The following is a 21895-nucleotide window of genomic DNA, read 5'->3' on the forward strand; positions in this document are numbered from 1 at the left end:
CTCCACTCGATTTGCATTACCTTTGCAAAAAGATTAAAAAGGAAACAGTATATGAAAATAGGAATTATCGTCGCCATGGACAAGGAGTTCGTACAGCTGAAGACTCTACTGAGCGACACCACGGTGGAAAGGTTCCACCACAAAGACTTCGTGACCGGACGCATCGGAGACAAAGAGATCATTCTACAGAAATGCGGCATAGGAAAGGTGAACAGTACTATCGGAGCGGTGGAGATGATTGACCGCTACGCTCCCGACCTCGTGATTTCTACCGGCGTGGCTGGTGGCGCCGACGTGGAAATGAACGTCACCGACGTGGTGGTGGGCACGGAATATGTATACCACGACGCTTACTGTGGCGACGAATGCGAATACGGACAGATTATCGGCATGCCGGCAAAATTCCAGGCTCCCAAGGAACTCGTGGAGAAAGCACTGGCGGCTGGCGGCGACACTCCGGTGCATGGCGGACTGATAGTGAGTGGAGAATGGTTCGTTGACAGCAAGGAGAAGATGGGGGGCATCTTGGAGCATTTCCCGAATGCAAAGGCTGTGGACATGGAGAGCTGCTCGATAGCACAGACATGCCACATATACCACGTGCCGTTCATCAGCTTCAGAATCATCAGCGACATACCGCTGAAGGACAACAAGGCTTCGCAGTATTTCGATTTCTGGGCGCGCCTCGCCGAGGGATCGTTCAACGTGACAAAGCATTTCCTGCAGAGCATCTGACAATCTGAATATATTCGTAAGGAGGATTGCCGCTATGACGGTGCCCCCCTGACAAAAGCAGAACTGAATATCCACAACATTAAAAAATACAGTAATCACTATGAAGAAGATTCCAAGTTTCACCATCAATCACGAACTGTTGCTGCCGGGCATCTACGTATCTCGCAAAGACGAGGTGGGCGGCGAAGTGGTAACGACATTCGACATTCGCATGAAGGCGCCTAACCGCGAACCGGCTCTACACGCCGGAGCGCTGCACACCATAGAGCATCTGGCAGCCACATATCTGCGCAACGACGAGGAGTGGAAAGACCGCATCATATATTGGGGACCGATGGGATGCCTCACCGGAAACTACCTGCTCATCCGCGGCGACTACGAATCGAAGGATATCGTGGAACTGATGAAACGCACGTTCCAGTTTGTTGCCGGATTCGAAGGTGACATACCGGGCGCTGCGCCGAAGGACTGCGGCAACTGGCTCCTGCACGACCTGCCAATGGCACGCTGGGAATCGAAGAAATATCTCGAAACACTACGCAATATTAAGGAAGAGAACCTGGTGTATCCGCAGAACTAAACTGCTGCGGACACAAGGGAACGGCAAACCTGTGAGAACGCTATACGCTCTGCCAATCACATTCAGACTCTAACAAGCTCCCCCTTTCATAGTATATCCCCAAATCAGTCATAAGGGCTGACACTTCACTAACGAAGTGTCAGCCCTTTGTTTTTATCCTAATGACCGATCAGGGTTAATTACTCCACTCGCTTCATCTCTCTCTTCCACAGCAGGGTCTGGGCAACGCCTCTCATCGCCATATAGGCGAGGAAGGCAATCCAGAGGGCGTGGTTGGCAAGGGAGGAACGCAGGGAATAATACACCGTGAAGAACGTGGCTGCCGAGAAGAACATCGAGAGGAGCATGCCGCGGGTCTTGGTGCAGCCGATGAAGACTCCGTCCCAGATGAATGCCGCCATTCCCAAAAGCGGTACCAACGATGCCCAGAATGAATATCCATGGGCTGCTGCCACCACAGTATGGTCGTCGGTGAGGAGCGACAGGAACGCGTCGCCTCCTATTATATATAATAAGGTGAATATCACGGTCATCGCAGCTCCCCACCCGAAGAGGTTGCGCACAGACTGCTGCAGTCCCGATCTGTTACCGGCACCGTAGTATTTGCCGCTTATCGCCTCGCCGGCATAGGCGAAACCGTCCATGAAATATGAGAATATCATATAAAACTGCATCAGCAGCGTGTTGACGGCAAGCACCGTCTCGCCCTGCCATGACCCGGCGGAGGTAAAGAAGAGCATCACGCTGATGAGACAGAGAGTGCGCAGGAAAATGTCGCGGTTTACTCCAAGAAAACCTTTCATCGAACGCCATGCGAAGAGGGCTTCTGACTGGAAATGCTTCCACAGTCTGCCATACGCCACTACCCACATCACCACCGCCATGAGGAATCCGGCATACTGAGCCACGAGGGTGCCGAGGGCTACGCCTTCCACCTTCATTCCCAATCCGAAGACAAGACCGAGACTCGCCACGATGTTGACCACATTCTGGGTTATCGCTATGACCATCGGCATTCGGGAATTCTGCATCCCGATAAACCATCCCGTGAGACTATAGAGACAGAGCATTGCCGGGGCGCCCCATATCAGAATGTCGAAATAAACTTCGGCAAACTCTCTCACTGCCGCAGAGGGCTGCATCACGCTGAGTGCCATCTGCCTCAATGGCACCTGCAGCAGTATCATCACCAACGCCACCGCCAGAGCCACTCCCACCGACCTGACAAGCAAGCGTACTGCCTCGGTGAGGTTGCGCTGTCCGAGAGCCTGTGATGTCATGCCGCTCGTTCCCATGCGGAGGAATCCGAACAGCCAATACATCACGTTGAATATCATTCCGCCCACGGCGATGGCGCCTATATATGCTGCCGAACCGAGGTGGCCCACTATCGCCACATCGATGAGTCCGAGCAGAGGCACGGTGATGTTGCTCACGATGGCTGGCAGGGCGATATGGAGTATCCGTCTGTTGAGGTCTGTCATTTTCTTTTTTATTATTCTGTTGTTGGGATATGTGGCAATGTATGATGGATTTGAAGAATAGAATAAATTCAACGCCCATCGTTGGTATCCATCAAAAAGAGGCGTGTCGGAAGCTCTCTTCAAACTCCTTCACGCCTCTGTATATTTGATGCTGCCTTGACCTGGATAGGTCATCGGGGTATCAGCTGCGCTTTTCCTTTATGGGAAAACGCTTTATTCCTTGTTGGAACGCTTGCGCTCCAAGTGGTCGAGCAGTATCTTGCGCATACGCATACTCTTCGGAGTCACCTCCACGAGCTCGTCGCACTTGATATATTCGAGAGCCTCTTCGAGAGAGAGCACCGTGCGTGGCACGATACGAGCCTTGTCGTCGGAACCGCTGGCACGCGTGTTGGTGAGCTGCTTTGCCTTGGTCACGTTCACCACGAGATCGTTGTCGTGAACATGTTCGCCTACTACCTCTCCGCCGTATACTTCCTCACCCGGATCGATGAAGAACTTACCGCGGTCTTGCAGCTTGTCGATAGAGTAAGCATATGCCGTGCCGGTCTCCATGGCTATCATACTGCCGTTTACACGACGTGTGATTTCGCCCTTGAACGGCTGGTATTCCTTATAGCGGTGTGCCATGATGGCTTCGCCCTGTGAGGCGGTGAGCACGTTGGTACGCAGACCGATGATACCTCGCGACGGGATGTCGAACTCGATGTCAACGCGGTCGCCGAGGTTCTGCATGGATGTCATCTCTCCCTTGCGGCGTGTCACCATATCAATCATCTTGCTGGCAAATTCCTCCGGCACGTTGATGGTGAGCTCCTCGACAGGTTCGCATTTCACTCCGTCTATCTCCTTGTAGATAACCTGTGGCTGGCCCACCTGCAGCTCGTAGCCCTCGCGACGCATGGTCTCGATGAGTACCGAGAGATGCAGCACTCCTCGTCCGCTGACAATCCACTTGTCGGTGGAATCCTCAAAAGGAGCCACTCTCAGGGCGAGGTTCTTCTCCAGCTCCTTCTTCAGTCTGTCGCTGATGTGACGGCTGGTAACGAACTTTCCTTCGCGGCCGAAGAACGGTGAGTCGTTGATAGTGAAGAGCATACTCATGGTAGGCTCGTCGATGGCGATTGGAGGCAGTGGCTCAGGGTTCTCGAAGTCGCAGATGGTATCTCCGATCTCGAAATTCTCCAGACCTACCACGGCACAGATGTCGCCGCTCTTCACCTCTTCCGTCTTGGCATGTCCCATTCCCTCAAAGGTGTCGAGCTCCTTGATCTTGGTCTTCTCCATAGAACCGTCGCGGTGGGCGATGGTCACGTTCATACCGTCTTTCAGCGAACCGCGATGCACGCGGCCCACGGCGATACGGCCTGTATAGCTTGAATAGTCGAGACTGGTGATGAGCATCTGTGGTGTTCCGTCGAGCATCTTCGGAGCCGGTATCACCTCAACGATCTTGTCGAGCAGATACTCGATGTTGTCGGTTGGCTCCTTGTAGTCGGCGCTCATCCAGCCGTTCTTGGCACTTCCGTATACAACGGGGAAGTCGAGCTGGTCTTCTGTGGCATTGAGAGAGAACATCAGGTCGAACACCATCTCGTAAACCTCCTCCGGGCGACAGTTTGGCTTGTCCACCTTGTTTACCACCACGATTGGCTTGAGTCCTATCTGCAGGGCCTTCTGCAATACGAAACGTGTCTGTGGCATCGGTCCCTCGAAGGCATCGACGAGAAGCAGACATCCGTCTGCCATATTGAGCACACGCTCCACCTCACCACCGAAGTCGGAGTGTCCCGGAGTATCTATGATATTGATTTTTGTACCTTTCCAGTTAATTGAAACGTTCTTTGAGAGGATGGTGATACCACGCTCACGTTCCAAATCATTGTTATCCAACACTTGGCCGCTCAGGTCCTTTCCGTCACGGAAGAGGTTTCCGGCCAACATCATCTTGTCCACCAATGTAGTCTTACCATGGTCTACGTGGGCAATAATCGCAATGTTTCTGATATCTTGCATAATTTACCTTAATAATATGAGTGCAAAGGTAGTGTTTTTAATTTACATGACAAATAAGCGCATGCCATTTCTTTCATTTAGCAACAGATTATTAACACGACTCGTGCAATAATCAGTGTATCGGGGCGTTTATATAAAAAAGGTAAAACAAAAAAAACAAGTTACTATGAGAAGAATATTTCTTACCGCCATATCATTGGTTATCGGCGTCGTGGCAACAATGGCCCAGCCAAAGGCAGGCACTTTCTCCATAATCCCAAGACTGGGTGTGGCCATAGCCAAGGTGACGGGCGACAAAGTGTACACCAATCTCGCATCGGCATACGGCGATGCCACGCATTCGAACTACAAACCGGGACTGATGGCCGGTGTGGACTTTGAATACCAGTTCTGCGACATGCTGGCGGCATCCATAGGTGCGTACTACAGCAGACAGGGCGAAAGATTCGACGATGTAAAGGAGGCACACGACATGTCGACCAAGCAATGGAACGAAGTGAGAGACTGGAAACAACACCACGACTATGTGAATGTGCCGCTGATGGCAAGTGCATACGTGGCAGACAACCTCGCACTGAAAGTAGGCGTGCAGGTGGGATTCAACGTGGACGGAAAGATGGAATACACCGAAGCGAGCTTCGTGCGCGACCAGGCAGGCGTGGGCTCTACGGAGAGCGTGAAGAAGATAAAGGGTGACGTGAAACTGAAGAAAGTGGATTTTGCCATTCCCGTGGGCATATCATACGAATACATGAACGTGATTCTCGATGCGCGCTACAATATCGGACTGACAAAGGTCTACGACAACATAGATGGCAAGAACTCCGTGTTTACGTTTAGTGCCGGATACAGATTCTCTCTGTAAAAAACGACAGGCGGCAAACGGCAGAATCCGCAAGCCATGGCGCAATACGTACGCATCAGTGACCCAAAATGCAAAAGAATATTAAAATACCAAGATATTCAAGGCCTCTTGCTTTGTAAACAAAATAATATTCTTACCTTTGCACCCGCTTTATGCAAATATAAATAACAATTTTAACAAAATCAAAACAATGTATTTAGATCAAGCTAAAAAACAAGAGATCTTTGGACAGTACGGAAAGTCTAACTCTGATACTGGTTCAGCTGAGAGCCAGATAGCATTGTTCTCATACCGTATTTCCCACTTGACGGAGCACCTGAAGAAAAACCGTAAAGATCATACTACCGCAAGGTCTCTGACCAAATTGGTAGGTAAGCGTCGTGCATTGCTCGATTATCTCTACGACCGCGACATTGAGCGCTATCGTACTATAATCAAGGCTCTCGGTCTGCGTCGATAATCATCGCGCTGCTGAATGCACAAAAAAGGACTAATCCCGATCGGCAACATGCCTGTCGGGATTTTTTGTTGCCACTACATAATGTTTGCTGTCGTCGCCATAGCGCTTTATGATGAACAGAAAACACAAAAATATACATTTATATAGCATTTTTCATACTAAAAGTTATGTAATTAGAAAAAAAAGATTAACTTTGCACCATATATCACAATATTTAAAGGAGGAAACGGCAGTTTTATTCACAAAAATATAGAAATAACGAATTAGATTTATTAATACGGTTATGAAAAAGTTCTTAATTATGCTGGCTATAGCCGGCGTTTCCCTGACCTCAATGGCACAGGAAACAGAAACTACAACAGAAAAGTATAGCGTAGCAACTAACTCTTTCTGGAGTAATTGGTTCGTACAGGGGGGAGTGCAGTGGACTGCGTTCTATTCTTCACTCGAGCATGGTTTCGACACATCAAACAACCCTCTCAAGAGTTTCCGCTCTAACCCACAGGCTTCTGTAGCTATCGGTAAGTGGTTCACTCCTGGTCTCGGACTCCGCACAAAGGTGTCTGGTATCTGGGGTAAGGCAAATGGCGACAGCTTCAAATACTGGAACGCACAGGAGCAGGTGCTCTTCAACCTGAGCAACATGTTCTGCGGCTACAACCCTAAGCGTGTCTACAACTGTATTCCATTCGCTGGTGCAGGCTTTGCACGCAACATGAGCTCTGACATGTATGCAATGGGTATGAGCATCGGTTTGCTCAACGAGTTCAACATCAACAAGCGCGTTGCCATCAACCTCGAGTTGGGTTGGAACCGTCTGGAGAACGACTTCTACTCAGAGGGACACGCAAACAACGGTCCTCGCGGATGGGATTCTCACGACAACTACCTCTATGCAGAGCTCGGTCTCACTCTCAACATCGGCAAGACCGGTTGGGCTAAGGTGCCAGATGTTGACGCTATCAAGGCTCTCTCTCAGTCACAGATCGACGCTCTCAACGCTCAGCTCGCTGACTCTAAGTCAGAGAACGAACGTCTGAAGGCTATGCTGAACGAAAAGCCAAAGGAGGTTGCAATGCCTGAGTCTATCAAGCAGTTCATCACTACTCCGGTATCTGTATTCTTCAACATCGGCAAGACAGACGTTGCCAATCCTAAGGACCTCGTCAACGTTGAGGCTCTTGCTAAGTACGCCAAGACTAACAACTCTAAGATCATGGTTACAGGTTTCGCCGACAGCGCAACAGGTACTCCTCAGATCAACCAGAAGCTCTCTGTTAAGCGTGCTGAAATCGTTAAGGGCGAGCTTATCAAGATGGGCGTACCTGCTGACAACATCTCAACTCAGGCTCACGGTGGTGTAGAAACACTCTCACCAATCTCATTCAACCGTCGTGCAACAGTTCAGATCACAGAGCAGTAATCTGCTCGTCTGAAAATCATAAATTAACAGGAAGCCTTCCGTCTCATCGCAGACGGGAGGCTTCTTTCGTTTTTTTATAACTACTGCCACGCCTACAACAGAAAGGAGTCTGCTCTTATGGTGCTTTTTGCATCTCCTTTACTAACGTTCATTCCATGAAACATTGTGGGTACGTTTTTGGCTCTGATTATGCCCAACCGGGGCAAGCTGCTTACCCAACCGGGGTAAGCAACGTTTACAACCGGGGCAAGCAGCGTTCCCATTTCTTGAAGTTTTTGCTATCCTTGTCAAGGATCCGACCAGCCTGTTTGGAAAACAAATACCAACCATAAAAATGTCTGCCCTTATGTAGCCCTGCAATAGGTTTTCCGGAGAGTAATAAAAATAAATCTGATGCAGATTACCGAACTTTTTAAGTACGAATAATCCAAGATACGACACGTTCAATCCAAAATACACACAAACGGAACATTTACCATTTTTTTTGTATTGTTAATTTTCGTACATTTGTAGATGTGAAAAAGAAATGTGCAAGACAGTTGTACTGCACAGAAAAATTAATCTAACGAGAGTTCATTTAAAACAAATAGCTTATGTCTCAGAACAGAACAGTAATCCAAGGTCTCGAACCAGACAACGGACAGGGTGGAAACAACATGAACAGCGGACTTGGCAACAGCTTCTATTCCAGAAGCGGACGCCAGGCAGCAAAAGGCACCGTGGTGCCGGGAATGATGGGCAACGAAACACGGCAGCCAGACAACAACTCCGGAGAACAGCCACAACAAAGACAGCGCACCATACAGCCAGGAAAACCGGTTGTAGGATTCCTGTACTCTGTTTCCAGAACAGCTGCAGGAGAGTTCTGGCCTCTGCAGATTGGCCGCAACACTATCGGACAAAGCGCAGACTGCGACATACAGCTCGCCGAAGGCACCGTGTCGGGCAACCATGCCGTAATCGTGGTGAGACAGCAGGAGGGCAAAGGCGTGATAGCTTCTATCAAAGACCCGGAATCCACCAACGGAACAAGACTCAACGGAACACAGCTCGGATTCGACGCTGAAGCCTGCCACAACGGCGACATCATAACAATAGGCAACAACTACGAACTGCTGCTCATCCTCATCGATGCAGAGAAGGCAAACCTGAGAGTGAACCCTAACTTCATCGCCGTGGCAACGGAGGAGGACAGCGACGAATTCGGTGACGTGCCGCCATTCCGCAACGGACAGACACGCACCGAAGCCTACGACCCATACGGCAACAGCGGATACAAACCTACAAACGGCACTGTAGGAATGGACGGATCTATCGATCCTAACCACGGCGGAACAATCTCCATGTGATGCAACCTAAGAAGACTGTATTAAAACGTGGTGCATACATATACCTCTTTGCCGAAGGGGTGTGGTACTGCTATAACCCGGCAGAGATGCCATTGGGCAGCGGCGCTATGGGCGACGTGTATCTTGGCTTCAGATGCGACGACGGAGTGAAGGTGGCGATAAAGAGAGTGAAAGACTATTTCGCCAACAACCCCATGATAAGGCAAAGGGCACGTCAGGAGGCTTCACTCGCCTTCAGACACCCTAACCTCGTGGAGATGCTCGGATACTGCGAATATGCCCCCGACCGCGGACCCATCTGGATTATAAGCAAATATGTGCAGGGAGACGATGCTGACAAATATGTAGCGGCATTCCCCAACACTCACAACCGCGCCGAGAAAATCTGCCGGCTGATAATGCCGGTGATGGACGCCCTGGCATACATACACCAGAAGGGAGTGGTACACCGCGACATAAAGCCGTCGAACATCATGGTGGAAAACGGCAACAACGTGCGACTCATGGACCTGGGAATATCAAGGGTGAATGGCGGCAACAAGTTCTCGCAATACGGATTTATCGGCACACCGCAATATTCATCGCCCGAACAGATAAAGAGGGACGAGAGTTCGGGTGCCGAGAGCATAAACGGCCGCAGTGACATCTATGAGCTGGGCATCACGCTATACGAGCTGATAACCGGCAGCAACCCCATGGACAAGGGAAACGACACCGAGACGCTTGCGGCACAGATATCCGAGAAGCTGCCGCCCAGCGACAAGATACCGCCGCAGCTCATGCGGGTGATATGGAAAGCAACAGAGAAGGACCAGATGAAGAGGTTCCAGACAGTGAAAGAATTCAAGCAAGCAATAACGATGGCTCTCACCTACCAGCCTACAACGATGGAGAAGACAATGGAATGGGCAAAGCGGAACAAGGCTCTTGCCGCGATAATGGTCTTCCTCGCCATCTGCGCTATGGCAATGGTCATCGTTTTACCGTTCATCATAAATCAACAATAATGGATCTGCAGAAGATATATTCAGACAGCTCTGCCGACGTCATCGCATTTGCTGAAAGCCGCATCGGAGGAAGACGCGAAAACCAGGACTCGTTCGGATGGAACGACACGAGGCTGGGATACCTCGTCACCGTTTGCGACGGCATGGGAGGCGGACCGGGCGGAAAGACTGCATCCACGATTGCCGTGAAGGAAATCGTAGACTCCATAACGGATGCCTCGGAGAAAGACGACCCGAAGACAGTGGTTGCCGATGCCGTGAGAAGAGCCAACGACGCCATTATAGAGGCCGGCAAGCAGACGCCACAACTCAAGGGAATGGGCTCCACGGCGACGGTGCTCCTAATCGGCAAGCAGTCGGCAATCGTGGCTCATGTGGGCGACAGCCGCATATACCAGCTGAGGAGAGGAAGGAAGGTGTTCCGCACATTCGACCACTCCATGGTGTTCGAGATGGTGAAGCAGAAAGTGATAACAGAGGAGCAGGCACGCCTCTCTGCACAGTCTAACATCATAACGAGGGCTCTCGGCGCCGCCGAAACGGTGGATGTTGAAATTGCCGAGGTGGCGTATGAGAAGGGCGACCGCTTCATGCTCTGCTCCGACGGCATACACGGCACGATGCCTGAGAAGGAACTGTTGAAGCTGGTGTCGAAAAGAAGCGTAAGCCTCGCCACCGTGACCGACGACATCGCCACCCACGTGGACAATCTGGGACACAACGCCGGAGGCGGACACGACAACCTTACGCTTGCCCTCGTAGAAACAAGAAAGTACTCTAAACTAACTCCAAAGATGACCAAAGCAGCAAGAATAATCATCGCCGTAATGCTCGTGGGACTCGCGGCAAGCATCATGACAAACGTGATGCAATATCGCACCGCCAATGCGGCAACCAAGGCAACCGCCGACAGCATTGCATTATACAAAGACTCCGTGAAGAAAAGCCAGGCCGCAGTGGCTACCCTCACCGACTCCATCAAGAAAATAACTAAAAACAAATAATTCTGACTATGAAAGTATATTCTATTGGAAGAGAGACAGGATGCGACATCGTTATCAACGACAGCACCGATGTCATAAGCCGCCGACACGCCATCCTCAACGTCACGTCGATGGGAAAGATGACGATTGTTGACCAGAGCCATAACGGCACCTATGTCAACGGCATCAGGATAGCGCCCAATGTGCCGGTGCCGGTAACACGCAAAGACAGCGTATCGTTCGCCCACGTGGCACGCCTCGACTGGAACCGCGTGCCAAAGAGCGGCGAGGCAATAAAGTATGCCATCATAGCCGTAGTGGCGCTTGCAGTCATTGCCATAGCCGGATTCGGCATCAAGGCGGCAATGGGCGGCGGCAGCTCTGCCGGAACGCAGGAGAAACCTGCTGCCGTGGCTGACACCACGAAGACCCAGAAAGACGAGGACAAGCAGAAGGAAGAGAAAGCCGAAAGCAAGGACGACAACAAGAAGGACGAGCAGAAGGCTGACAAGAAACAGACAAAGAAAGACAACAAGCAACAGGCAAAAGACGACAAGCAGCAGAAGAAAAACGACTCAAAGGCTGCCGACGCCGCAAAGAAGGACAAGCAGCAGAAAAAGAACGACACTACGAATGAAGACAACGACAAGAAGTCTGCCGGACTGAGAATCTGATGCCAGGCAACTGTCAATAGTATACATATTATTATATAATCAATAAAAAGAACGCTACACTATGAGAATATTGAAAATAGGACGCGACGCAAGTTGTGATATCGTCATACAGAGCCCGATGGTAAGCTCGGTACACGCTGAACTGACACTGCTCGACAGCGGTGACATGATGATAGAAGACAGAGGCAGCCACAACGGCACCTTCGTGATGGGACAGCAGATAAAGCCGGGCACACCGGCAAAGGTGACACGTGGCGACAAGATAACGTTCGGCAACGTGGACCTGCAGTGGAACCAGGTGCCGATGCCTGAGGACAACTCGGCATACAAGGGCATCTACGGCATCGGAAGCCATTTCAACAACGACATACAGGTGACGGGAGCCACGGTGAGCCGCTATCACGCCACAGTGAAACAGGGACGCGACGGAAAGTTCTATATCTTCGACCACAGCAAGAACGGAACGACCGTTGACGGTGTGCGCATACCGAAAGACACGCCATACCGCATCAAGAAGAAGAGCGCCGTGGTCTGCGGCGGAGTGCCGGTGAACCTCGCCACACAGTTGCCATGGCCAAGCGAGTCGTGGAAATATATCGTGGGAGCAGTGGCAGGCCTGGTAGTCCTCGTCGGAGTAGGATTCGGACTGATGAAACTCATCGGTGGCGGATTCGGCGGAGGCAAGGAGTATAGCGACGAAGAGCTGTATGCACGCTACAACACTTCCATAGCCATGATAATCGGAAACAACCACCTGGAGGTGACATGCGGCGACCTCGACCTTGCTGCGTCGGCCGGAATACCGACAAAATGGGTTCCCATCAGCAGAGCCACTTCCATCTCACAGGAAGAGATAAACAGCATCAACTACAAGTCGTGGGCAAACAAGGCCGTAGTGCTCGTCACTGCAAACTACTACTTCGTGGGTGCTGAGGACATATCCGCCATACAGGAGTACATCCTCAACCGCACAAGTTTCGCCACGGGATTCTTCGTCTCGCAGGACGGACAGCTCGTCACCAATCTGCATGTCGTGAAGCCTTGGCTCTTCGACACGTCGGTAAGCGAACTTGAGATGAAGATAAAGACACAGCTCTCGGCAATGGCTACAAACAAAGAGTTCATGAACAACATACAGATGAAGTCTGCCGACGGTCTGCAGGCATACACCACCATGGTGAAAGTAACCGGCGTGAACGATGGCATCAGCATCATCCCACAGGCCAAGTATTTCTCAGTGGAGAACCTCATCCGATGCAGAGTGCTCTCTGCCGGCGACGACACGAATGTGGACGTGGCTCTCATACAGTCTGACAAGGGTGAACTGCCTCACGGCAGCACATTCATCAACCTGAAGGACTCTATGGACGTGAACGACAACGACCTCACCGTAGGCACACACATCTACACCATCGGTTTCCCATTCGGAATCAGTCTTCAGAAGACCGACTCTGAAAAAGGCATACAGGTGCTGGCACGTGGCGGAAGCATCACACAGATGCCTACAGAGTTCAGCTTCGGATTCGACGCCGCATCCTTCGGAGGTGCCAGCGGATCTCCTATCTTCAACAAGAAGGGAATGCTCGTGGGAGTGCTCAACTCCGGAGTATCGGTATCCCAGGGCTTCAACTATGGCATAAAGGCGAAATTCGTGAAGGAGCTCGTGGAGAACCCTCACGTGGTGAAATAGGTCCCTAACGGTAATTCGGCTGTTATAATACTGGCTCTGGCAGTAGACAAAATACGAGTAAACAAGGAGGAAACTATAAAGATGACAAACATGAAGAAGATAATAATGTCGATAATGATGACGGCGATATGCACAATCGCATCTGCCGCCATCACACAGAAGATATACCTCAAGAACGGTTCGGTGCTCAGCGGCTTCATTGCCCATCAGGAAAAGGACGGATACATGGAGGTGAGCACCGACGAGGCAATCATCTGCATCAGCGCTTCTGACATCACGGTGAAGGAAGTGACACGAAAGGAAAGCCAGCTCGACAAGGCATGGCGCAAATGGGCAAAAGACAATGATGCGCTCATGGGCTACGGCAACGACAAGTCTTTCACTCTCTGCAACATCTCTACCGGAGTGGATGTCAGCGACTCGATAGCCAGCGAACCGGACGAACTCGACTTCGAGGAGCGTCTGGCTGAGGATGGCAAGACATTCAACAACGTGCGCATCCTGGAACGTGGCATGAAGGTAAGATTCCTGCAGCTCGCTCCCGACAGCTATATTCTGAGATGGGACGAGATAGACCGCATAGAGGGTGTGCGCAGCGCAAAGAATGCTCTCTCGGGACTCAAGCGCACTTACATGCTGAAGTCGGGCAGAACGGTAGAAGGTGAATATGCCGGTGAATCATTCGAGACGGTAAGCGTGTTCAAAAGCGACGGTACGGTGGAGACAATGCCCTTCGGCGACATCAAGACACTGAAGATTTCTGCCGTCAACCCCAACCAGGACATCTCCGAACAGAGTCCGCTGCGCGATGTGGTGACACTGACCAACAACCGCACGAGACGCGGAATCATCGTGGAGCAGTATAACGGAGGACCGGCAAGCGCCAACTACATCAAGATGCGCAACTCGAATGGTGTGGAAGAGAAGATCATGACCAGCTACATCGAGTCTATTGGCAAGGAGAAGAACACGGCTTACAATCCTCTGTTCGACATCCTCCTGAAGCCGGGCGAAGTGATGGTCAACAGAGAAAAGGCTGAATTCGTGAAGGTCACGGAAAAGGACGATGCCCTCGTTCTCGACTCGATACCGGAAAAGGTCATCAGACTGAAGTCTAAAAGTGGCATGGCGACATTCGACGTGGAATACAACGGTGACGTGAAAGCCGAAATGTTCCAGGTGGTGACGCTGACAAAGAAAACCGTCAAGAAGGTTGATGTATACAGCTTCACCTACAAAGACCTCGCACGCTCCACATTCCAGCCCAAGAAAGAAGAAACAAGCATGAACGGCACGAAGAAAGTGACATTCAGCGTTCCTGCAAATGCTGTCTTCGCCATATACTATTCCGCTTCAAACCGAGCCATACCTATCAAAACTGAATAACAGACATATCCCGGCGGCAATAAATGACTCTATTGTCCGTTATGGATACTGAGTGAGAAGCGAACAGTAACCAGTGCCTATAGCCGTATGTCGCCCGAAAGGCGGCATCCGGCTAATGCTGGTTAAAAAGAACTCTCCATTAAACGGTTTGATGCCCGTTGAGGTAAAAAGGTCTGATGACCACTTTGGGGCAATGCTCCGACAACTAAAGTAACGAAGAAAAAAGCTAAAAACAAAGAACCGATGTTCCCTATATTCTCCAAGACAATCAGCCTACACGGAGCTGCCAACTCCATGCAGGGCGGACGAAAAGAAAACCAAGACGACCTGGGATTCATAGACACGCCGCTTGGCTTCCTCTTCGTGGTCTGCGACGGAATGGGTGGCGGACCGGGAGGCAAGACCGCCTCAGCGATAGCCAAACAGGAGATTGCCAGACATCTGAACTCCTGCAATCAGCTGACGCCACGCAAACAGGCTCTGCGCATCGCCGTGGCAAAAGCCAACGATGCCCTCAACGCCGCAATGGCAGCCAACAAGGAGCTGCGCGGCATGGGAACCACAGTGGTGGCGATACTCATCAACAGTGAATCTGCTATAGTATGCCACGCCGGCGACAGCCGCTGCTACAGGATGCACGGCAGACTGATGCTCTTCCGCACGCAAGACCATTCGCTCGTGGGAGAGCTGGTGAGAAAGAAGGTGATGACGGAAGAGGAGGCTCGCGTCTCTCCCCAATCCAACGTGATATCCAAAAGTCTCGGAAGCAAGACCGACCACAACCCTGATATCGAAGAGACGGGCTATCGCAAGGGCGACCGGTTCATCCTCTGCACTGATGGCGTGTGGGGAAGCATGCCGCACAAGAAGCTGCTGAAATTCTTCGCCGCCAAGGGACAGACAGCAAATGTGGTGGGAAGCATATCGAGCGAAGTGGACAGACTGGGATTCGCCAAGGGCGGACACCACGACAACCACACCATCGCAATAATAGAGATGGACTGCAACTCCAAGCTCCACGACAAGTGGTATAAGATGATGCTGACAGCAATCTGCGGCATTGCTGCCCTGGCGGCCTTCATCATCGGAATATGCCTCTACAGCGGCAGTGCCGGCAATGACACGGCAAGCATCGGCAACACGCCACAGGAATCCGGAAAAGCTCTTCACATCGGCAACGGACCGGCTGCTACACCTTCCCAGACGGATGGCAAAATCACGGAAAACCTGTCGGACAAGAATCTCCTGAAGGATGTCAACGACACCACAAAGAAGAAGGACGAAGCCGCTGACGGAGACAACAAGGGAAATGCCTCTACAGCGGACAACAAGAAGGCAGATGCAGAAAGAAAAGCCAACGCCGACAAGAATGCCGACTCCGGCAAGCATCCTGCTGCCGACAAGAATGGCAGCAAGGATAACAAGGATACCGGAAAGGGAAAGAAGACCGTTGCCTATGGCGACCCTGCCAAATTCAAGACATCTGTCAACAAGGCCCTGACGGCACTCGACAACATGTTGGGATATCACAATGGCAATGAGAAAAAGACCAAGGAGCAGAAGGGACTTCATGCCGACAAGGTGATAAAGGCAATTCAGAACTTAAAGGCTCTATGCGGCAAACAACGGGAACCGGAGGTTAACGGTGTTCTCGCCTATGCCAAGAAGAACAAGACCGCGATGGCTGAAGTGTCGAAGGGCAGCAAGTCATACGGATCGAGCCCTAAAGCCCAGGGCATAATAAAAAAGATAAAGGAGAAATTGGAGAAGATAAAGAATAACACGAAATAAATGCGGCGGCAGGTTAACGCAACGCCTTGCCGACGACAGGAACAGATAATCAACAGAACATTAATAAAGAAACAAAACATAGGATTATGGCAATAATAAAACTTCAAGGTGAAGCTGAAAAGCGAAACCACATTTGTTATCAGTTTAATTCTGAAGAACCGCCTATCGGTGAAGGCGGAATGGGAAAAGTATTCAAGGGAGTCTGCGTTGACGAGCGTACGGGAGTGTCACGCCCAGTAGCCATCAAATTCATGTTCGACGACCTGCCGGCAAATGCCTACGAGAGAGCAAGGCGTGAGGCTGAGATACAGCTGCGCAACGACAACCTCGTGGAGATGCTCGGATTCATAGAGATTAGCGACCGCAACAACGTGGGCGAGGTGGTGACACACTATCATGTGGTCAGCGAACTGCTCACCGGTGTGTCGCTGTCGGATATCCTGAACGGCAAGACACAGGACAGAAACGGACAGGACGTGCCGTTCGCCGTGAAACTGCTCACCGACTACAAGAAGGACCCGGAGCGCTTTGCCAAAGTAGTGGTCATGAACGTGTTGTCGGGACTTATGGCGCTGCATGATGCCGGATATATACACCGCGACATCGACCCTTCGAACATCATGGTGACTACCGACGGACATATCAAGCTCATCGACTTCGGTATCGCCAAGCAGATGAACACGCTGACGACAAGCGACAAGCAGCTCACCGTTGCCGGCAAATTCATGGGAAAACCGGAATATGCCGCTCCTGAGCTGGCTCTCGGCGACATCAGCCACCAGAATCAGACAACTGACATTTATGCCGTCGGCATACTTCTGTATCAGTGTATCGTGGGACACACTCCTTTCGAGGGAGCGCGCCACGAAATCCTGCACAAGCAGCTGAAGGAGAAACTGCCGCTGGGCAAGATAAAGGACAAGACACTGAAGAAAATCATTGAGACGGCATGTCAGAAGAACCAGTCGCAGCGCTTCCAGACCTGCGCCCAGATGCGTGTCGCCCTGGAATCCGGCGAAGTGGCTGGCGGCGGAGCTTCAAAGAAGACAATGGTCATCATCGCCGCTGCCGTGGCTGCATTGCTCATCATCGGTGGTGCATTCGCCATCCACACCAACCAGAAGCAGCAGGAGGTGGAGCAGCAGCAGGTTGCCATGGTGCAGAAGCAGAAAGCAGAGCAGAAGACCAAGAATATCGACGACAAGATAACGGCTGCCGACATGCTGGCGCTGAAAGGTCAGGACCGGTCTAAAGACGACTACGAAAAGAAGCTCATGGAGGCATATACTTCATACAAGCAACTGGCTGACATGATAGGCAGCGACAGCGACCTGCAGGCAAAGGCTACTGAAGTGCAGACCAAGATGGGCAACGTGGCAAAGGAACTGAAATCCGCCTGCCAGGAACTGTCGAAACAGATTAAGTTGGTGGAAGGCACTGAATATGAGAGCAAATACAGAGAGAGAGTTAATAGATTGAATGACTTCATAAACCAAAACAAGATACAATGAAAAAGATAATCAGACTATGCATCTGTCTGGCAATGCTTTTCGTTGCCATCGGAGCACATGCGCAGACTGCTGCTGACGGAATTTACAGCAAGGGAATGGCACTGAAGAAACAACGCACCAAGACTTCGCTTACACAGGCTATAGCAAATTTCAGAAAAGCCAAAGGACTTTACGCCACCGAGGCTGGAAAGGACAAATGCGACGCACAGATTGGCGCATGCAACTATCTCTTGAAAAGGATTAACAAGCCGAAACCAAAACCGAAACCTATAACGAAGAATGATGCCCAAAAAACTGTCGTTGAAGAGGTTGCACAGGTTGACAAGCACAAGAACGTGGAGATAAGTCTCTCTGAGGACTACCTTGACTTCAAGTCAAGGATGGAAGGCGGAGCACAGTCCGTCACCGTGACCTGCAACTACGACGACTGGTATATCGAAGACCAACCCAAATGGGTGAAGGCAAGCAAGGCTGGCAATGACAAGATATACGTGGAAGTGGAAGACAACTTAGGCAAAGAGAAGCGCAGCGGTGTGGTTTCCATCAAATGTGGCGACGTGGATGTCGATCTTGTCATCAACCAGAAGAAGGCCGACATCACACGCAAAGTGAAAGAGGGTGCCGTAAAGGTGTGGAAGAGCCTTTTCGGCGGCAAGAAAGACAAATAATAGAGACACTTATATAGCACCTGTATTTTCCCCCCTGCCGTGGGGAACACATCCCCCTAATGTGGGGTTTTGTTCCCCACGCCAGGGGGATTTTTTCGACCAATGCCTATCGCTATCCCAAATCGGTCATCAGGCGGTTTTGTATTATACGTTTGTGGATTCAATACAGGGCTATATTTTGCCGTTACGCGTTTTTTTATTATTTTTGCGCCAGTAATAAAACCTATCAAAAATCCAGACGACAATGAAAAAGACATTCTTGACAATACTCCTGTCCGCAGCCATGGCAATGGGTGCAACGGCACAGAACTCCAAGGCATTCAAAAACGCAATGGCAGATGCTATGGCTGGCAACGTGGAAGCCCAATGCTATGTGGGCACCTGCTATATGAATGGCAACGGTGTGGACGAAGACCCTGCCGAAGCCATGAAATGGTTCAGAATGGCATCCGACAAGGGTGACGCCCTGTCTCAGTTCTTACTCGGTTCTCTATATTTCAAGGGAATCGGAGTGGAGCAGAACTACAAGGAGGCTGCACGCTGGTTCCGCAAGTCTGCCACCCAGGGTAACGTTGACTCCCAGTACCAGCTTGCCGTCTGCTATGTTGAAGGCATAGGAGTGGGCAAAGACCTGAAAGAGGCTACCCACTGGTATGAGCAGGCAGCAAATCAGGGCGACATACAGGCTACCTACGAGCTCGGCGGATGTTATCTGAATGGTGAAGGAGTGGCACAAGACAAGGAGAAAGGCGTCAGCATGATACGCACGGCAGCAGAAAAAGGTCTTGCCCAGGCACAACGCAGTCTCGGCATCTGCTATCTCAACGGTGATGGCGTGAAAGAAGACAAGGCGCAGGCTAAGGAATGGCTGAAGAAAGCCGAAGCTCAAGGCGACACCATTGCATCCGGCATCTGTCAGGATAATGGTTTCACCATCATCATGCCGGGAGGCAAGAAACAGGACAACTGACGATATTCGAATAACAGGATGGTTAAAGGCGGTATTTGTATGATTTTATGCAAAAGCCGTTAAAGGTCATTAATTTATGGGACTATCAGGTTCTTATTCTTATGGAAATGCTTAATTTTGCAACTTTCAAAAAGGCAAAGAAAGGTGTGCAAAATCAAGCATTTCTTTCTGAATATTTGATTTTTCCATATTTTGCAAATAGGTTGCAAAAGATTATTTTGACTTTTGCAACCAAGATTGTCGTATGCCTACCCTATCAATAATGACTTAGGGTCGCATACATATATTTATAACAGGTAAATAAGAAAAAAGACAATGAAGAAAACAATACCAGTGATTGGCATGGCATGCTCAGTGTGTGCTGCCAATGTGGAGCGCAAGCTCAACTCCCTTGAGGGCGTAAATTCCGCCACCGTTTCCTTGGCAGGACGCACCGCCCTTGTCGATTATGACCCGGAGAAGATTACCCTCGAAGATATGAAGCGTGAGATTTCCAATGCTGGCTACGACCTCGTCATCGAGGCAGACCGCAGTGCTGAGGAAATCAATCGCCGTGAATTTACTCTCTTGAAGCGCAAGACCCTTCTGTCCTGGTTCTTCGCCATTCTCGTGATGGCGTTCTCCATGGGCTGGGTTTCGACCGGTATGGAGAACACCGTCTCTATGGGCAATGGCATGATGAGGGATAGCCACGCCTCGGCTTTCAACAACCAGATTTCCTTGATTCTCGCCCTCTTGAACATGTTGTATTGCGGTCGGATGTTCTATGTCTCGGCGTGGAAGCAACTCAAGCATCGAACCGCCAACATGGATTCTCTCGTGGCTCTGAGTACTCTCATCGCCTTTCTCTTCAGTGCCTTCAACACCTTCTTCGGAGAAATGGTATGGGGCGCAAGGGGCATCGAATGGCATGTCTACTTCGATGCCTCGGTGATGATCATCACCTTCGTTCTGACAGGAAGATGCCTGGAAGAGAAGGCGAAGGATGGCACGGCGGCAAGCATCAAACAGTTGATGGGCTTGCAACCGAAGACCGCCCGACTGGTCGCCGACGGGCAGTTGGAGGAGGTGCCAATCTCCACTATCCAACGTGGTGATGTCATCGAAGTGCGTGCAGGGGAAAAGATTCCTGTGGATGGCGTGGTAACCCAAGCCGAGAGCTTTATGACAGCTGATGCGGCATACGTGGACGAGGCCATGATTACAGGCGAACCTACCCCTGTGGCAAAGCGGGTGGGCGATGAGGTATTGTCCGGAACGATTCCGAACCAAGGCAAGCTCCGCATGAGAGCCAGACAGATAGGTGAGAACACCACCCTGGCACATATCATCAGGATGGTGCAGGAGGCACAGGGGAGCAAGGCTCCCGTACAGCGCATCGTGGATAAGGCGGCATTGGTGTTTGTGCCGGTGGTGGCAGGCATCGCCTTGATTACTTTCTTGGCATGGTGGATAATCGGTGGCAATGCCTGTCTGCCTCAGGCTATCATGAGTGGCGTGGCGGTATTGGTAATCGCCTGTCCTTGTGCCATGGGCTTGGCAACGCCTACTGCCTTGATGGTGGGAATAGGAAAGGCGGCACAGAAGCAAATTCTCATCAAGGATGCCGCCGCCCTCGAAAATATCCGTAAGGTGGATGCCCTCGTCATCGACAAGACGGGCACGCTCACCATTCCTAACCAGAATGTAGACTTCACGAAAGGGGACGGATTGGATGACCTTGAGTCTCGCGAAACCCTCAAGCCTCATGCTTCCGAGGCAATGAAACTGTTGGAAGAGGAAGGCATCGAGGTGTATATGATGAGTGGTGACCGGGAAGAGGCGGCTCGCTATTGGGCAAACAAGGCTGGCATCAAGCATTATCAGAGCAAGGTGAAGTCTGACGACAAGCAAGCCATGGTCAAGAAACTCCAAGCGGAGGGCAAGCATGTGATGATGATAGGCGACGGCATCAACGACACCCAGGCATTGGCTCTTGCTGATGTCAGTATGGCGATAGGCAAGGGAACGGATGTGGCGATGGATGTGGCACAGGTTACACTGATGGACGATGATCTGATGGCGATACCTGATGCCGTGAAACTAAGCAGGAAGACGGTGGGCATGATTTGGCAGAACCTCTTTTGGGCATTCATCTACAATCTCATCTGCATCCCTCTGGCGGCAGGTGTCCTGCATCTCTTCGGCATCGACTTCCAGATTACACCGATGTGGGCAAGTGCCCTGATGGCATGTTCAAGCGTGAGTGTCGTTCTCAACTCTTTGCGATTGCGCTTCGCTTAAAGGTAATAGGGTAAAAAAAG

Annotated in this window: 18 protein-coding genes; 16 read left to right on the forward strand and 2 right to left on the reverse strand. The window is 50.9% G+C overall.

The genetic code is table 11. The annotated features are described in order from the left end of the window. The first annotated feature begins 51 nt into the window (after positions 1–51). Together ACDC99_RS08265 and ACDC99_RS08270 are read left to right on the forward strand one after the other, a co-directional pair. The gene (locus ACDC99_RS08265; RefSeq protein WP_022316099.1) at positions 52–735 is read left to right on the forward strand and encodes a 5'-methylthioadenosine/adenosylhomocysteine nucleosidase; all 684 of its coding nucleotides are present in this window, start codon (positions 52–54) and stop codon (positions 733–735) included. Between the two features lie 100 nt (positions 736–835). Then, positions 836–1315 (forward strand): S-ribosylhomocysteine lyase, encoded by a 480-nt coding sequence (locus tag ACDC99_RS08270; protein ID WP_022316098.1) that lies wholly within the window; start codon positions 836–838, stop codon positions 1313–1315. A gap of 179 nt (positions 1316–1494) precedes the next feature. On the opposite strand, the gene ACDC99_RS08275 is transcribed toward ACDC99_RS08270, so the two are convergent. After that, positions 1495–2799 (reverse strand): MATE family efflux transporter, encoded by a 1305-nt coding sequence (locus ACDC99_RS08275; RefSeq protein WP_303222803.1) that lies wholly within the window; start codon positions 2797–2799, stop codon positions 1495–1497. Between the two features lie 213 nt (positions 2800–3012). Next, entirely contained in the window at positions 3013–4815 is a 1803-nt protein-coding gene (gene typA, locus ACDC99_RS08280; RefSeq protein ID WP_308008285.1) for a translational GTPase TypA, read from the reverse strand. 166 nt (positions 4816–4981) lie between these two features. Between typA and ACDC99_RS08285 the strand changes: the two genes are divergently transcribed. The 14 genes from ACDC99_RS08285 (at position 4982) to ACDC99_RS08350 (ending at position 21875) form a co-directional block, all read left to right on the forward strand. Continuing rightward, positions 4982–5680 carry a porin family protein gene (locus tag ACDC99_RS08285; protein WP_278841273.1) on the forward strand — a complete coding sequence of 233 codons (699 nt, stop codon included), beginning with the start codon at positions 4982–4984 and terminating at the stop codon, positions 5678–5680. A gap of 190 nt (positions 5681–5870) precedes the next feature. Then, positions 5871–6140: a 30S ribosomal protein S15 gene (gene rpsO / locus ACDC99_RS08290; RefSeq protein WP_022316094.1), complete on the forward strand. Its 270-nt coding sequence runs from the start codon at positions 5871–5873 to the stop codon at positions 6138–6140. A 283-nt stretch (positions 6141–6423) separates the two neighbouring features. Then, positions 6424–7563: an OmpA family protein gene (locus ACDC99_RS08295; protein WP_022316092.1), complete on the forward strand. Its 1140-nt coding sequence runs from the start codon at positions 6424–6426 to the stop codon at positions 7561–7563. Positions 7564–8156: 593 nt separating this feature from the next. Then, entirely contained in the window at positions 8157–8912 is a 756-nt protein-coding gene (locus ACDC99_RS08300) for an FHA domain-containing protein (protein WP_044079328.1), read from the forward strand. Next, a complete protein-coding gene (locus ACDC99_RS08305; RefSeq protein ID WP_022316089.1) occupies positions 8912–9919 on the forward strand; it encodes a serine/threonine protein kinase in 1008 nt (335 codons plus the stop codon). The genes ACDC99_RS08300 and ACDC99_RS08305 overlap by 1 nt, the downstream gene beginning before the upstream one ends. Then, positions 9919–10923, forward strand: a complete 1005-nt coding sequence (locus tag ACDC99_RS08310; RefSeq protein WP_278839969.1) for a PP2C family protein-serine/threonine phosphatase — start codon at positions 9919–9921, stop codon at positions 10921–10923. The genes ACDC99_RS08305 and ACDC99_RS08310 overlap by 1 nt, the downstream gene beginning before the upstream one ends. Positions 10924–10931: 8 nt before the next feature. Next, positions 10932–11576: an FHA domain-containing protein gene (locus ACDC99_RS08315; RefSeq protein ID WP_370756551.1), complete on the forward strand. Its 645-nt coding sequence runs from the start codon at positions 10932–10934 to the stop codon at positions 11574–11576. A gap of 61 nt (positions 11577–11637) precedes the next feature. After that, positions 11638–13266, forward strand: coding sequence for an FHA domain-containing protein (locus tag ACDC99_RS08320; protein WP_022316086.1), 1629 nt, complete (start codon positions 11638–11640; stop codon positions 13264–13266). 90 nt (positions 13267–13356) lie between these two features. Next, positions 13357–14652 (forward strand): hypothetical protein, encoded by a 1296-nt coding sequence (locus ACDC99_RS08325; RefSeq protein ID WP_370756552.1) that lies wholly within the window; start codon positions 13357–13359, stop codon positions 14650–14652. Positions 14653–14895: 243 nt separating this feature from the next. Beyond that, positions 14896–16443, forward strand: a complete 1548-nt coding sequence (locus tag ACDC99_RS08330) for a PP2C family protein-serine/threonine phosphatase (RefSeq protein ID WP_370756553.1) — start codon at positions 14896–14898, stop codon at positions 16441–16443. An 86-nt stretch (positions 16444–16529) separates the two neighbouring features. After that, positions 16530–17954: a serine/threonine protein kinase gene (locus tag ACDC99_RS08335; RefSeq protein ID WP_052485442.1), complete on the forward strand. Its 1425-nt coding sequence runs from the start codon at positions 16530–16532 to the stop codon at positions 17952–17954. Then, the gene (locus tag ACDC99_RS08340; protein ID WP_287072047.1) at positions 17951–18622 is read left to right on the forward strand and encodes a BACON domain-containing protein; all 672 of its coding nucleotides are present in this window, start codon (positions 17951–17953) and stop codon (positions 18620–18622) included. Before ACDC99_RS08335 ends, ACDC99_RS08340 begins: the two co-directional genes overlap by 4 nt. A 244-nt stretch (positions 18623–18866) precedes the next feature. Further along, positions 18867–19592: a tetratricopeptide repeat protein gene (locus ACDC99_RS08345; RefSeq protein ID WP_370756554.1), complete on the forward strand. Its 726-nt coding sequence runs from the start codon at positions 18867–18869 to the stop codon at positions 19590–19592. Between the two features lie 315 nt (positions 19593–19907). Next, complete coding sequence (locus tag ACDC99_RS08350; protein ID WP_370756555.1) at positions 19908–21875, forward strand: heavy metal translocating P-type ATPase; 1968 nt, start codon at positions 19908–19910, stop codon at positions 21873–21875. Positions 21876–21895: the final 20 nt, after the last annotated feature.

This window comes from Prevotella pectinovora, assembly GCF_041323955.1.
GTDB lineage: Bacteria > Bacteroidota > Bacteroidia > Bacteroidales > Bacteroidaceae > Prevotella > Prevotella pectinovora.

Excerpts from the sequence above, each read along its gene's own strand:
- ACDC99_RS08310 (WP_278839969.1), top strand. The coding sequence starts at position 9,919 with ATGGATCTGCAGAAGATATATTCAGACAGCTCTGCCGACGTCATCGCA.
- ACDC99_RS08330 (WP_370756553.1), top strand. The coding sequence starts at position 14,896 with ATGTTCCCTATATTCTCCAAGACAATCAGCCTACACGGAGCTGCCAAC.
- ACDC99_RS08335 (WP_052485442.1), top strand. The coding sequence starts at position 16,530 with ATGGCAATAATAAAACTTCAAGGTGAAGCTGAAAAGCGAAACCACATT.
- ACDC99_RS08315 (WP_370756551.1), top strand. The coding sequence starts at position 10,932 with ATGAAAGTATATTCTATTGGAAGAGAGACAGGATGCGACATCGTTATC.
- ACDC99_RS08320 (WP_022316086.1), top strand. The coding sequence starts at position 11,638 with ATGAGAATATTGAAAATAGGACGCGACGCAAGTTGTGATATCGTCATA.
- ACDC99_RS08265 (WP_022316099.1), top strand. The coding sequence starts at position 52 with ATGAAAATAGGAATTATCGTCGCCATGGACAAGGAGTTCGTACAGCTG.
- typA (WP_308008285.1), bottom strand. The coding sequence starts at position 4,815 with ATGCAAGATATCAGAAACATTGCGATTATTGCCCACGTAGACCATGGT.
- rpsO (WP_022316094.1), top strand. The coding sequence starts at position 5,871 with ATGTATTTAGATCAAGCTAAAAAACAAGAGATCTTTGGACAGTACGGA.
- ACDC99_RS08270 (WP_022316098.1), top strand. The coding sequence starts at position 836 with ATGAAGAAGATTCCAAGTTTCACCATCAATCACGAACTGTTGCTGCCG.
- ACDC99_RS08305 (WP_022316089.1), top strand. The coding sequence starts at position 8,912 with ATGCAACCTAAGAAGACTGTATTAAAACGTGGTGCATACATATACCTC.
- ACDC99_RS08295 (WP_022316092.1), top strand. The coding sequence starts at position 6,424 with ATGAAAAAGTTCTTAATTATGCTGGCTATAGCCGGCGTTTCCCTGACC.
- ACDC99_RS08300 (WP_044079328.1), top strand. The coding sequence starts at position 8,157 with ATGTCTCAGAACAGAACAGTAATCCAAGGTCTCGAACCAGACAACGGA.
- ACDC99_RS08275 (WP_303222803.1), bottom strand. The coding sequence starts at position 2,799 with ATGACAGACCTCAACAGACGGATACTCCATATCGCCCTGCCAGCCATC.
- ACDC99_RS08325 (WP_370756552.1), top strand. The coding sequence starts at position 13,357 with ATGAAGAAGATAATAATGTCGATAATGATGACGGCGATATGCACAATC.
- ACDC99_RS08285 (WP_278841273.1), top strand. The coding sequence starts at position 4,982 with ATGAGAAGAATATTTCTTACCGCCATATCATTGGTTATCGGCGTCGTG.
- ACDC99_RS08340 (WP_287072047.1), top strand. The coding sequence starts at position 17,951 with ATGAAAAAGATAATCAGACTATGCATCTGTCTGGCAATGCTTTTCGTT.
- ACDC99_RS08350 (WP_370756555.1), top strand. The coding sequence starts at position 19,908 with ATGAAGAAAACAATACCAGTGATTGGCATGGCATGCTCAGTGTGTGCT.
- ACDC99_RS08345 (WP_370756554.1), top strand. The coding sequence starts at position 18,867 with ATGAAAAAGACATTCTTGACAATACTCCTGTCCGCAGCCATGGCAATG.